Annotated in this window: 8 protein-coding genes; 4 read left to right on the top strand and 4 right to left on the bottom strand. The window is 70.7% G+C overall.

The genetic code is table 11. The features are described 5' to 3' along the window. From ABLE88_RS20640 to ABLE88_RS20630, 3 genes are all read right to left on the bottom strand, one after another. Entirely contained in the window at positions 1-585 is a 585-nt protein-coding gene (locus tag ABLE88_RS20640; RefSeq protein ID WP_348833631.1) for a TRAP transporter small permease, read from the bottom strand. A gap of 302 nt (positions 586-887) precedes the next feature. After that, on the bottom strand, positions 888-1,892 hold the full coding sequence (locus ABLE88_RS20635; RefSeq protein WP_348833630.1) for a sialic acid TRAP transporter substrate-binding protein SiaP: 1,005 nt from the start codon (positions 1,890-1,892) through the stop codon (positions 888-890). Between the two features lie 302 nt (positions 1,893-2,194). Further along, on the bottom strand, positions 2,195-5,326 hold the full coding sequence (locus ABLE88_RS20630) for an Rne/Rng family ribonuclease (RefSeq protein WP_348833629.1): 3,132 nt from the start codon (positions 5,324-5,326) through the stop codon (positions 2,195-2,197). A 943-nt stretch (positions 5,327-6,269) separates the two neighbouring features. On the opposite strand from ABLE88_RS20630, the gene ABLE88_RS20625 reads away from it, so the two are divergent. The 4 genes from ABLE88_RS20625 to ABLE88_RS20610 all read left to right on the top strand — a co-directional run bounded on the left by ABLE88_RS20625 (position 6,270) and on the right by ABLE88_RS20610 (position 11,767). After that, entirely contained in the window at positions 6,270-7,511 is a 1,242-nt protein-coding gene (locus ABLE88_RS20625) for an N-acetylmuramoyl-L-alanine amidase (protein ID WP_348833628.1), read from the top strand. Positions 7,512-7,801: 290 nt separating this feature from the next. Next, on the top strand, positions 7,802-10,213 hold the full coding sequence (locus ABLE88_RS20620; protein ID WP_348833627.1) for a penicillin-binding protein 1A: 2,412 nt from the start codon (positions 7,802-7,804) through the stop codon (positions 10,211-10,213). Positions 10,214-10,419: 206 nt separating this feature from the next. Beyond that, positions 10,420-10,554, top strand: coding sequence for a helix-turn-helix transcriptional regulator (locus tag ABLE88_RS20615; protein ID WP_348833626.1), 135 nt, complete (start codon positions 10,420-10,422; stop codon positions 10,552-10,554). A gap of 76 nt (positions 10,555-10,630) precedes the next feature. After that, complete coding sequence (locus ABLE88_RS20610; protein ID WP_348833625.1) at positions 10,631-11,767, top strand: DUF3616 domain-containing protein; 1,137 nt, start codon at positions 10,631-10,633, stop codon at positions 11,765-11,767. Between the two features lie 6 nt (positions 11,768-11,773). Here the strand turns inward: ABLE88_RS20610 and ABLE88_RS20605 are convergent, their stop codons facing one another. After that, the gene (locus ABLE88_RS20605) at positions 11,774-12,631 is read right to left on the bottom strand and encodes an amino acid ABC transporter substrate-binding protein (RefSeq protein WP_348833623.1); all 858 of its coding nucleotides are present in this window, start codon (positions 12,629-12,631) and stop codon (positions 11,774-11,776) included. Positions 12,632-12,648 lie beyond the last annotated feature (17 nt).

Genomic DNA, 12,648 nt, shown 5'->3' with positions numbered 1-12,648 from the left:
TCAGTCTCCCTTGTGCGCGAAGGGGGAGCCCTCGAAGGCCTCGGGCCGCTCCAGGATGGAATAGCCGCGCTTGAGGTTGCCGAAGGCGACCTGGACCGAGCGCAGCAGCATCATCACGAAGCCGAACAGCACCGCGTAATAGAGGTAGCTCTTGGGCGCATCGACCATCACCATCGGCTCGTCGCCCACCAAGGCGATGTAGCGCACCATCAGCCACACGGCGTAGGCGATGAAGCCGGTGCGCACCAGGTCGACGCCGAGCGCCAGGACCCGCGCCGCGCCCGCCGGCAGGAAGCGGTAGATGAGGTCCACCTGGATGTGGCGCGACAGGCGCACGCACATGGACGCGCCGATGAACACCACCACCACCAGGAAGTAGCTGGCGATCTCCTCGGTCCAGGCGAAGCTGTCGTTCAGCACGTAGCGGGTGAAGAACTGGGTGAACACCAGCCCCGCCATGATCCAGAAGGCGGCAAGCGTGATCCAGTCCTCGACGCGGTAGGAGGAAAGATCCACCGCCTCCTGCACGTCGAAGGTATGGGCCAGCTCCTCGCCGGTGACGCGGGTGTGGGTTTCGTGGGCCATGGGGGTCCGGTGCTGAAAGAGAGGGATGATCGGCCGCGCGGCGCACGTCCTCGCATCCCGGCCGACTGGAACGGAGCGCAGCGCAGTGGAAGGAGAGCCGGGATCCAGCGCAAAAACCCGCCGCAGGCGCATGGTTTGTTGCGCCCCGAGCTTTCGCCCGCTGCGCGGGAGTCTTGCGCTGGACCCCGGCTCGGCGCTCCAGCTGCGCTGTCGCTTGGCCGGGGAACCGCTCCGGCTGCGCCGTCGCTGGGCCGAGGAACGGGCGCCGAGGCGCCCGCTCCTCGTCCCCTGACGGCCCACCCTCACATGGTGTCGCTCTTGAGCGCCTGGATGCGGTCCCAATCCGCCTTGCGGTAGCCGAAGCTCTCGAAGGTGATGTTCTTCATCACCGTGTCGCGGAACTCGCCGGTGTCCACCACGACCACGTTGAGGCCCTTCTGCTTGAACACGTCGAGCAGTTCCTTCTCGCGCGCCGCCACCTCCTTGGTCGCCCGCGCGGCGGCTTCCAGCGCCACCTCGGTGAAGATCTTGCGGTCCTCCGGCGAGAGGGCGTTCCAGAGCTTGGCGGAGATGATGGTGTTGAGGTGGTCGACGATGTGGCCGGTGAGGATGATGTTCTTCTGCACCTCGTAGAACTTCTTCGCCTCGATGGTGGTCAGCGGATTCTCCTGGGCGTCCACGGTGCCGTTCTGGAGCGCCAGATAGACCTCGGCGAAGGCGATGGGCGTGATGTTGGCGCCGCAGGCCTTGGGCATGGCGAGGTAGGCCGGGGCGTCGGGCACGCGGATCTTGAGGCCCTTCATCTCGGCGCAGCTCTTGAACGGCTTGTTGGAGGTGGCCTGGCGCACGCCGTAATAGGTCACCGCGACGATATGGTTGCCGGTCTTGTCCTCATAGCCCTTGGCGAGGTCCTTGAAGACGTCGCTCTTGGCGTAGGCCAGAAGGTGGCTCGCGTCGCGGAAGGTGTAGGGATAATAGGTCACGCCGATGGGCGGATAGGCCTTTCCGGCGAAGCTCGACCCGGAGATGATCATGTCGACCGTGCCCAAGGTGAGGCCCTGGTTGATGTCGCTCTCCTTGCCCAGCTGCGAAGAGGGATAGACATCGATCTGGTAGCGCCCGTTGGTGCGCTTGGCGATCTCGCCCGCGGCCCAGACCGAGGCGGTGTGGAACGGCTCTGCCGGCTCGTAGACATGGGCCCACTTGAGCTTGGTCTGGGCGCTCGCGGGGCCGGCGAGCACAGCGGCGGCGAACGCGGCGGCGCCAACGAAGGTGGCGGCCGCAAGGCCGCGACGAAGACGGATCATCCTGTTCCTCCCACATATGGGTCGCGGCGTCTGTGTCCGCGTGCTCCTGCGGCCGAGGGTCCCGCGGCGCCCACTTAAATCGTTTTGATTTGAGGGCGCACACGGCCCCGCCGCGGCTGCATGGTACTATGGAAGCTCGAACCGGCAAGGGGGCGCACAGGGGAATATGACGCGCGGCGCCGGCCGCCGTCCCGGCTGCCCTCGCGCCGCTGCCCGCGCGGCGCTCCGCCCCCAAACGAACAAGCCCCCCGGAAGCGATTCCGGGGGGCTTGTTCCTGAAGCTCGCGGCGGGCCTGAAACGCTCAGTCGCCGAACAGCTTGCGCTGCCACCAGCCGGAGCGGGGCTTCGACGGCTCGCTTGGCGCCGCAGGCGATGCTTCGCGCGGGTCTTCGGCCGCGGGCGCTGCGGCCTCCGGCTCCGACGCGGCATCGGTGGCGGCCGTATCCGGGGCGATGGCTTGTGCGGGCGCGGTGGGCGCCGGCGCGGTGGTTGCGGCTTCGGCCACGGCGCCGGCGAGCACGATCGGCGCCTTCTCGCGCACCGTCGAGCGGCGGCGCGGCTTGCCGGCGGCCTCGGCCTCCTCGGCCACCGGCGCCTCGGCGGCCCAGGATGCCGCCGGGGCGGACGGCGCCGGACGGGCGGGCGCCTCGGTCACGGCCTCGGCGGGCGCAGCCGCCAATGGCGGCGCCCAATGGGGCGTCACGAACCCGGTCTCCGCCGCAGACCCGGCGCGAACCTCGAGCGGAGCCTCGGCCTCATGGGGGCTGGCCACAGGCTCAGGGGCGCCGGCTTCGGCGGCCGCGTCCTCCTCGCCGAGCTCGCCCTCGCCGGCTTCCCCGGCGGTCTCCTCGCCACCCTCGCGGCCGTCGCGCCGGTTGCGGCGGCCGCCGCGCCGGCCGCGCCGGCGCCGGCGCCGCTCGCCATTCTCGTCGTCGCGGCCTTCGGCCTCGCCTGCCTCGGCGCCCTCGGCCTGGTCCTCGCCGGCACGCTCGTCGCCCTCGGCGTCCTCGCCTTCGGCCACCGCGTCCTCGTCGTCTTCATCGCCGTCGGCCTCGCCATCGCGGGTCTCGCCGTCGCGGGCCTCGCGCGTCTCGTCACGCTCGCCACGCCGCCGCCGGCGCCGGCGGCGCTTGCGCCGCGCGCCGTCGTCCGTGCGCTCGTCGGACGCTTCGGCGGGCTCGGCCTCGGCGGCCTCTTCCGGCGCCTCCTCGTCCTCGTCCTCGAGATAGTCCTCGTCCGGCAGGATCGAATCGGGCTGCACCACGCTCGAGGGCCGCGGCGCCGCCGGAGCGGGCGCCGCCGGCTCGCCCTTCTCGATCATGAAGGGCTGGTGGCCGGTGACGCTGTCGTCGGCGGAGATGGAAAGGGTGACCGAGAAGCGTTCCTCGAGGTCGCGCAGGTGGGCGCGCTTCTGGTTGAGCACGTAGAGCGCCACCTCGGTGCGGGTGCGCGCCACCAGATTGTGGGTGGTGGAGCGCAGAAGCTGCTCCTCCAGCGCCCGCAGCAGCTGCAGCGCCACCGAGGCCGCCGAGCGCACGTGGCCGGTGCCGCCGCAGTGCGGGCACACCTCGATGGAGCTCTCCAGGACGCCGGTGCGGATGCGCTGGCGCGACATTTCCAGCAGGCCGAAATGGGAGATCCGGCCGATCTGGATGCGCGCCCGGTCGTTCTTCAGGCAGTCCTTGAGCTTGCGCTCCACCGACCGGTTGTTGCGCTTCTCCTCCATGTCGATGAAGTCGATGACGATCAGGCCAGCGAGGTCGCGCAGCCGGAGCTGGCGCGCGATCTCCTCGGCGGCCTCCACGTTGGTCTTGAGCGCGGTGTCCTCGATGTGGTGCTCGCGCGTGGCGCGGCCCGAATTCACGTCGATCGAGACCAGGGCCTCGGTGGGGTTGATGACGATGTAGCCGCCGCTCTTCAGCTGCACCACGGGCGAGAACATGGCGTCGAGCTGCTGCTCGACCCCGTAGCGGGCGAAGATGGGCTGGTTCTCGCGGTAGGGAATGACGCTCTTGGCATGGCTCGGCATGAGCATGCGCATGAAGTCCTTCGCCTCCTTGTAGCCGTCCTCGCCGGCCACCTGGATGTCGTCGATGTCCTTGTTGTAGAGGTCGCGGATGGCGCGCTTGATGAGCGAGCCCTCCTCGTAGACCAGGCTCGGCGCGGACGAGGACAAGGTGAGTTCGCGCACCGTCTCCCACAGCCGCAGCAGGTATTCGAAGTCGCGCTTGATCTCGACCTTGTTGCGGTTGGCGCCGGCGGTGCGCAGGATGATGCCCATCCCCTCCGGCACCTCCAGGTCCTGCACCACTTCCTTGAGGCGCTTGCGGTCCACCGCATTGGTGATCTTGCGGGAGATGCCGCCGCCGCGGGCGGTGTTGGGCATCAGCACGCTGTAGCGGCCGGCGAGCGAGAGGTAGGTGGTGAGGGCCGCCCCCTTGTTGCCGCGCTCCTCCTTGACCACCTGCACCAGCATCACCTGGCGCCGGCGGATCACCTCCTGGATCTTGTAGGAGCGGGCGCGGCGCTGCGGCGCGCGCTCGGGCACCTCTTCGAGAGCGTCCTCGTCGGCGCCGAGGTTCTCGATCTCCTCTTCCTCGTCGATCTGGTCGACGTCGCTGTCCTCGTCGTCCTCGTCCTCGTCGGCGGGCGCGCGGGCCTCGTCATCGGAACGTGCGGCGGCGACCGGCGCGTCGTCCTCCGGCAGGATCGGGGCCGGGTGGCTCTCGCCTTCGGCCGCCTCGCGGCGCAGCTCGTCCTCGTCGGCGGCGTGGCTCTGCTCGGCGGGGGCGGGCAGGGGGCCGCCCATTTCGGCCTCCACGGTCTGCTCGATCAGGGCCTCGCGCGCCTCCGCCACTTCGGCGGGCGCCACCAGATCGGCCATGGAGCCCGGATGGTCGTGCACCTCGCCGGACGCGCGCGGCGCCTCGAACCCGTCCTCGGACTCCACCGCGGCCGGGGCAGCGGGTGCTTCCGAGGCGACGGCGGCCGGCGCCTCCTCGCCCTCGGCGGCGGGGGCGCCGTCGACGACGATCTCGGCCTCCTCCACCTCCTCGGTGACGGCGGCATCGGGCGCCGACCTGCGCGGGCGGCCGCGCTCGCGGCGCCGGTCGCGCATGTCCTGCTCGTCCTCGGCGAGGCGCGCGGCGCGCTCCTCCTCCTCGATCAGGGCGAGCCGGTCGGCGACCGGGATCTGGTAGTAATCGGGGTGGATCTCGCTGAAGGCGAGGAAGCCGTGGCGGTTGCCGCCATATTCCACGAACGCCGCCTGGAGGGAGGGTTCGACCCGCGTCACCTTGGCGAGGTAGATGTTGCCCCGCAGCTGCTTGCGGGAGGCGGACTCATAGTCGAACTCTTCGACCCGGTTGCCGCGCACGACCACCACCCGGGTCTCCTCCGGGTGGGTGGCATCGATGAGCATCTTGTTGGCCATGGAATTCTCTCTTCGCGGCGCCGGAGGCCTTGCTCCGGAACGGTCGCAGGGGCGCAGCCGCAATCAGGCCCGCCCGTACGCCGCTGGAACGCCGGATGTGATGACGGAAGGAGGCAGAGGAACGAACGCGCCCGGGCGTGGTGTGAACACCCTCGGCGTCGGGGCACACGGAGGCGCGACGGGCGCGCCGGTCGTGCGGAGAAAGATCCATGCCCTCGGCTACTCGTTCCTCGATGACGGGTCCGGCCGGACACAGGGGCGAGACCCCCATGCGGCCATCGTACACGTCCGCGCGATTCCCCAGATCGAACCGAAGGGCCGATGGTCGAAGGCGGCGAGTGGGCCGACCGCCCAGGCATCGTCAAGACGCCCGTGGCCCGCGCGCCGCCCGGAAAGGGCGGGAGGCGGACCAAGGCCATATCCCGCGCGGCCGGCCCCATCGGAGCACAGCCGCACACCGGGACATCGCCCGCGGCAGCCGCGGCCGCCTGAGGCCGAAGGGCCCTGGCCGGAACGCGAACCGTGTACCGTCTTTTCTTACCCGGCCCGCTTCCTGCTTGGCAAGTTTCTTGCGCACCGCCGCACGGCCATCCCGTGTCGGCTGCGGTACCATCGGGCCGCGATGGCCCCGTTCGCCGCCCCCGGGCGTAAACCAACGCTTAACGCGCTGCCTCTTAACGCTTGAACAGCGGAGCGCCGCGGCACGCCGCCGCCCGGCTTCGATCGCCGGGCGGGCGTGCTGCGGCCCGGCCGCCTCGGGATCCATCGCGCACCAGCGGCGCGGCTTCGGCCGCGGCACCGTGGTGCCTGCGGAGCGTGAAGGCCCATGACTGCGAGCGCCGACGCCGGCTGTCCGGCACCAGGAGCGACCAAGGGCGGCCCCCGGGACCCTTGCCCGCACAGGCGCCTGCATGCAGGCGCCGCGGCGGCGCTGGCCTGCGCCTTGGTCCTCGGCGCCGCCGGTGGCGCGCGCGCCGAGCCGCCGCCTCCCCTGGTGATGGCGGCCGGCGCCGACCGTGCCGCGCGGCCGGTCGAGGCGGCGGCGCGGGACGCCCGGCTCGCCGGCGACGGGCAGCGCACCCGCCTGGTGGTAGATCTCGACCACGCGGTTCCGTTTCGCGCCTTCACCCTCGGCAATCCCTACCGGGTCATCCTCGATCTGTCCGGCGTCAGCTTCCGCTTCAGCCCAGGCCCCGACCGGATGCGGCGCGGCCTGGTCTCCGCCTGGCGATTCGGCGCGCTGGCGCCGGGCAAGGCGCGCATGGTGCTGGAGGCGACCGGGCCGGTGGCGATCGACAGGGCGTTCGTGCTCGATGCCGTGGACGGCGAGCCCGCGCGCATGGTGGTCGACCTGGTGCCCACCGACCCGGCAAGCTTCGCGCAGGCGAGCGCCGCCGCCCGCCCACCCGCCCCTCCGCCGGCCGCTTCGCCCGCCGCCCCGCCGTCCGCCGATTCGGGCGATACGCGCCCGGTGATCGTGCTCGACCCCGGCCATGGCGGCATCGACACCGGGACCACCGGCCGCAGCGCCTTCGCCGAGAAGACCATCGTCCTGGAGACCGCCTTGGCCTTGCGCGACAAGCTCGAGAAGACGGGCCTCTACCGGGTGGTGATGACGCGCACCGAGGACGTGTTCATTCCGCTCGGGGAGCGGGTGCGGATCGCCCGGGCCAATCGCGCCGCATTGTTCGTCTCGCTGCATGCCGACGCGCTGGCGGCCGGCGACGGGCAGGCGCGCGGGGCGAGCGTCTACACCGCCTCCGACACCGCGAGCGACGCCGACGCCGCGAGCCTCGCCGAGAAGGAGAACAAGGCGGACCTGATCGCCGGCGTCGACCTCTCCGACGAGAGCGACGAGGTGGCCGGCATCCTGGTGGACCTGGCGCGGCGGGAGACGCACAACTTCTCCGCCGTGTTCGCCCGCGCCCTGGTGGCCCGCTTCAAGGGCGCGGTGCGCACGCACCGGACGCCGCTGCGCGCCGCCGGCTTCAAGGTGCTCGGCGCCCACGACGTGCCTTCGGTGCTGGTGGAGCTCGGCTACATGTCCACGCCGGCGGACCTCAAGCTGCTGACGTCGGACGCATGGCGCGAGCGGGTCACCGATGCCATAATGCAGGCCATCGACGCGTTCTTTGCGCCGCAGCTGGCGGGGACGGCGCAGCGGACGGCCGGGCCGGTGCCCTGAGCAGCGGACTGGCGCCAGACTGCAGGCCTCGCCCGCCGCTGTCGCGAAGCAGCCACGTTTGGCCAGCATATCTGTCGCGGCGGACCCGCCGTCCGCGGCCGGGTGTGCCGGCGCTCGCGCCGATGTGACGGCGCGCGACGCCCGCTCGGAACCGGCCTTGGATTTTGCCCTTCGCAGCGCGGCAAACTCGCGCTATGGCGGTGCAGGTTCGGCCCGGCGCGGGTTCGGGTCGCCGGTTTGGGGCCCAGGTTCGGTCGGCGGGGTCGGCCCGTGAGGAGGATAGCGGGAACATGCGGGTGCTGCTGCGGTTCTTCGGGTTCGTGTTCGCGCTCGGCACCCTGGTGCTCCTGGTCGGGGCGGCGGGCGCAACCTATTTCGTCTGGAAGTATTCCCAGGACCTGCCTGACTATTCTCAGCTTCAGAATTACGAGCCGCCGGTGATGACGCGCGTGCACGCCTCCGACGGCGCGCTGGTGGCCGAATATGCCCGGGAGCGGCGCCTCTATATCCCGATCCAATCTGTGCCGAAACTGGTGATCGAGGCGTTCCTGTCCGCCGAAGACAAGAACTTCTACGAGCACGGCGGCCTCGATCCCACCGGTATCTTCAGGGCCGCCAGCTTCTTCCTGCAGAACTACGGCAAGAACGTCCGGCCCCAGGGCGCCTCCACCATCACCCAGCAGGTGGCGAAGAACTTCCTTCTCACCAACGAGGTGTCCGTCGACCGCAAGATCAAGGAGGCGCTCCTGGCGCTGCGCATCGAGCGCGCCTATTCCAAGGACCGCATCCTCGAGCTCTACCTCAACGAGATCTATCTCGGCATGGGCGCCTACGGCATCGCCGCCGCCGCTTTGGTCTATTTCGACAAGTCGGTGGACCAGCTGAACGTGCAGGAGGTGGCCTATCTCGCCGCGCTGCCCAAGGCGCCGTCCACCTACAATCCGTTCCGCGACCGGGACCGCGCCGTCGACCGGCGCAACTGGGTCATCGACCGCATGGTCGAGAACGGCTTTGTCGCGGCCGCCAACGGGGAGGCGGCCAAGAAGGCGCCCCTCACGGTGACGCCGCGCGCCACCGGCGCCCAGGCCGAGGCGGCCGAATATTATGCCGAAGAGGTGCGCCGGCAGATCTATGAGCGCTACGGCGAGAACAAGCTCTATGCCGGCGGCCTGTCCGTGCGCACGCCGCTGCGCACCGATCTCCAGGTGGCGGCGCGCAAGGCGCTGACCGAAGGCATGGTGAAGTATGACGAGGCGCGCGGCTGGCGCGGCCCCATCTCCCATATGGAGCTCGCCGGCGTCGATTGGGGCGTCAAGCTCGCCGAGGTCAAGGAATACAGCGACGTGCCCTGGCGCATCGCCGTGGTGCTGGACGTGAACAAGGACAATGCCCGCATCGGCCTCCAGCCGCGGCGCGAGAAATCCGGCCAGCGCTCCAACGAGCGCGTGGTCGAACTGCTGCCGGCCGATGGCGTCAAGTGGACCCGCAAGGCGCTTCTCCAGGTGGTGAAGCCCGGCGACGTGATCTATGTGGAGCCGTTCGCCAACCGGCCGGGCCAGTACCGCCTGCGCCAGTTCCCGGGCGTCGAGGGCGCGATCGTGGTGATGGAGCCGACCACCGGGCGGGTGCTCGCGCTCACCGGCGGCTTCTCCTACGACGAGAGCCAGTTCAACCGCGCCACCCAGGCCATGCGCCAGCCGGGCTCCTCGTTCAAGCCGTTCGTCTATTCCGCCGCGCTCGACAATGGCTACACGCCTTCCACCATCGTCGTGGACGCGCCGTTCGAGCTGGAGCAGAAGGGCCAGGACACCTGGCGACCGGAAAACTATTCCGGCAAGTTCTACGGCCCCCAGACCCTGCGCTTCGGCCTGGAACAGTCGCGCAACGTGATGACGGTGCGCCTCGCCAACGATGTGGGCATGCCGATCATCGCCGAATATGCCAAGCGCTTCGGCATCTATGACGACATGCCGCCCTACCTCGCCATGGCGCTGGGCTCGGGCGAGACGACGCTGCTGCGCATGACCGGCGCCTACGCGATGCTGGCCAATGGCGGGCGCAAGGTGACGCCCTCGCTCATCGACCGCATCCAGGACCGCTACGGCCACACCATCTACCGCCACGACGAGCGCGAGTGCCGCGGCTGCGACGCCGCGAAGTGGGACAACCAGCCCGAGCCCACGCTGATCGACCGCCGCCCGGTGGTGCTCGATCCCATGACCGCCTATCAGATCACGTCCATGATGGAGGGCGTGGTCCAACGCGGCACCGGCACGGCGCTGAAGGAGCTGGGCAAGCCCATCGCCGGCAAGACCGGCACCACCAATGACGAGCGCGACGCCTGGTTCCTCGGCTTCACGCCGGAGATCGTGGTGGGCGTCTATCTCGGCTACGACAAGCCGCGCGCCATGGGCAAGGGCTCCACCGGCGGCATCCTCGCCGCGCCGGTGGTGCGCGAGTTCCTGCGCACCGCCATCGCCGACCGGCCCGCCATTCCGTTCCGGGTGCCCGCCGGCATCAAGCTGGTGCGCATCGACCGCAAGAGCGGCCAGCGCACGAGCGCCGGCGACGGCAACGCCATCCTGGAGGCCTTCAAGCCCGGCACCGCCCCGCCCGACGGCTATAACGTGGTCTATTCGAACGGCACGGTGACGCCCGAGGCGGACCGCGCGGTGCGCAGCGGCACCGGCGGCCTGTACTGAGGGCGCCGGGAGCGGCTCCCCCTGTGCGGAGCGCGTGTCTCCCGTCTCCCCTGGCTGGAATCGCGGCGCGTCCATGCCGCGGCGCCGGGCGCCTGCACCTGCGGCGGAACCAAAAGCTGTGCCCAGCGCTGAAGTGCTTGCCGCGCTGTTCGACCTCACGGCCGCCGAGGCTGCGGCCGGCCCGCGCGATTGCCCAGGGCGAGACCGTGGACAGTGCCGCCGCGGCCGCCGGGATCTCGCGCGAGACCGTCCGCTTCCAGCTGAAGCGGGTGCTCGCCAAGGTCGGCGTCGGCCGCCAGGCGGACCTCGTGGCGCTCCTTTCCGGCGCCGCCTTCGAGTAAGCGCGGCACGACAGGCTTGGCCTTGCCGGGGGAAATCGTCACAGTGCCACGCCGCCCTCGCGGCCTGGGAGCGGACATGGCTTCGGGACCCGCCGTATCGTCGTCCGCGGTGCGCCGCAGCGCGCGCCGGCTGAGCGCGGTCGCCGCTGGACTGGTCCTGACCGTCTGCGGCGGTCTCCTCGCTTTGGCCCACGGTCCCGAAGGCGCCCCGCCGGCGCCGCCTGCCCTCGTCGCCCCCGCGCGCCTGCTGGAGGTGCAAGGCCGTTTCTCGGGCAAGGACGAGGCGAAGGACCTCAGCGCCATGGCCTGCGCCGCCCCGCCGGGCGCCGCGCTGCGCGCCTGTCTACTGGTCAGCGACGGCGTCCGCCACGCGCGGCTCGCGACGCTGGCGCCGGACGCCATCGTCCTCGGCCGCACGATCACGCTCGCGCCGAAGGACGCGGACGGGGTGCGCGCCAAGGAGGTGGACGCGGAAGGCGCCGCCTTTGTGCGCTTGGGCGGGCAAGGCTTCTACTACGTCACCGGCTCGCACGGCGCCTCGCGCGGCAGCGGCGGCTATCAGGCCGCGCGGTTCGGCCTGTTCCGCATTGCCGTGGATTCGCAGACCGGCCTGCCTGCCGTGGCCGATTTCGACGGGAGCCGGCCGTCGCCGGAGGTTCAGCGCACCGGCGTGCTCGAGGCGCTGATCGCCGCGGTGCCGGAGCTCGCCCCCAAGGCCTGCGTGCGCGCCGGCCCCTGCGCCGGGCTGGAGGCGGGTGGCGTCAATGTCGAAGGCCTCGCCGCCAAGGACGGCGACCTCTATTTCGGCCTGCGCGCGCCGACCGCGGACGGCCGCGCCTTCGTGCTCCGGCTGCCGGCACAGGGCCTGTTCGAGCCTGCGGCGGCGGCGCTGAAGCCGGCGCTGCTGAAGGCGCGGCTCGGCCCGGCGTTCGGCATTCGCGATCTGGTCGCGGTGGAGGGCGGCTTCCTCATCCTCGCCGGCCTCGACGTCAGCGAGCGCCCGGGCCTCACCTATCCGAGCCTGATCCATTTCTGGGACGGCGCCGGCGAGGCGACGCGCCCGCTGGCGGTGCTCGCCAGCGCCCATCCGGCGGCCAAGGCGGAGGGCCTGCTGGTGCTCGCCGACACCGCCGGCGAGGACTACCGGCTGCTGGTGCTGTTCGACGGTGTCGACGGCGGCGCGCCGGCCGAATACCGCGTCCCGCGGCCGTGAGGTTCTCTATTTCGGCACGCCGTTGATCACGAACAGCGCGTCGAGGAACTGGTCCGGCGGGAACGAGCCGAACGAGCGCGCATAGATCTGGCGGATGCTCTCGGTGCGGTAGAGGTTGGCGAGGGTGGCGTCCACCAGCAGGCGGAAGGTCTGGTCGCCGCGCGGCATGGCGAGCGCATAGGTCTCGAAGGTGAAGTACTGCTCGGACAGGGTCAGGTTGCCGCCCTTCGCCCGGGTGCGGATGAGATAAGCGAGGATGCCGCGGTCGCCGAAATAGGCGTCGAGCTTGCCGTCCGCCAGCAGATCGAGGCCCTGCGGGTGGTCGTTCACCAGAACGATCTCGGCCGGCACCCGCATCTGCGCCAGGGTGGAGCGCAGGGTCTCCTCGGTGGTGGTGCCCTTCAGCACCCCGACCTTCCTGCCCTTGAGGTCCTCGAGGCCCTTCACCGGCGTCCCGCGCGTCACCACGCTGGCGCCGTCGAGGAAGGTGGGCAGGGAGAAGTCCACCAGCGCCCGTCGCGACATGGTCATGGAGGTGGGGTCGCAGAGGATGTCGATGCGCCCGTCTTTCACCGCCTCGAACCGGTTTTCGGCGGTGATCATCACATAATCGATCTTCAGGCTCGGCAGCTTGAGATGGGTCTTCACCGCACCCGCCACTTCCCGGCACAGGTCGACGATGTAGCCGGCGGCCTGGCCGTTGGGGGCGGCGTAGGAATAAGGCGGGGCGAAATGGCGGTAGCCGATGCGGAAGGTCTGGGTCTCGGCCACGCGCTCCAGCGTCTGGGCAAAAGCGGGCGCAACCGGTCCCGCCAACGTCAACGCCGCCGCGCACAAGATCGCGCGCCCCAGGTTCCCGGTCATGGCAATTCCCCCAACCT

This window comes from Xanthobacter luteus (assembly GCF_040049235.1).
GTDB lineage: Bacteria > Pseudomonadota > Alphaproteobacteria > Rhizobiales > Xanthobacteraceae > Xanthobacter.
Note: the sequence above shows the minus strand (reverse complement) of the source record. Positions and strands in the feature narration are given on the sequence as shown.

What these genes read in the sequence shown, in the direction of transcription:
- ABLE88_RS20640 (WP_348833631.1), bottom strand. Translation starts at nt 585, where the DNA reads ATGGCCCACGAAACCCACACCCGCGTCACCGGCGAGGAGCTGGCCCAT.
- ABLE88_RS20635 (WP_348833630.1), bottom strand. Translation starts at nt 1,892, where the DNA reads ATGATCCGTCTTCGTCGCGGCCTTGCGGCCGCCACCTTCGTTGGCGCC.
- ABLE88_RS20630 (WP_348833629.1), bottom strand. Translation starts at nt 5,326, where the DNA reads ATGGCCAACAAGATGCTCATCGATGCCACCCACCCGGAGGAGACCCGG.
- ABLE88_RS20620 (WP_348833627.1), top strand. Translation starts at nt 7,802, where the DNA reads ATGCGGGTGCTGCTGCGGTTCTTCGGGTTCGTGTTCGCGCTCGGCACC.
- ABLE88_RS20610 (WP_348833625.1), top strand. Translation starts at nt 10,631, where the DNA reads ATGGCTTCGGGACCCGCCGTATCGTCGTCCGCGGTGCGCCGCAGCGCG.
- ABLE88_RS20605 (WP_348833623.1), bottom strand. Translation starts at nt 12,631, where the DNA reads ATGACCGGGAACCTGGGGCGCGCGATCTTGTGCGCGGCGGCGTTGACG.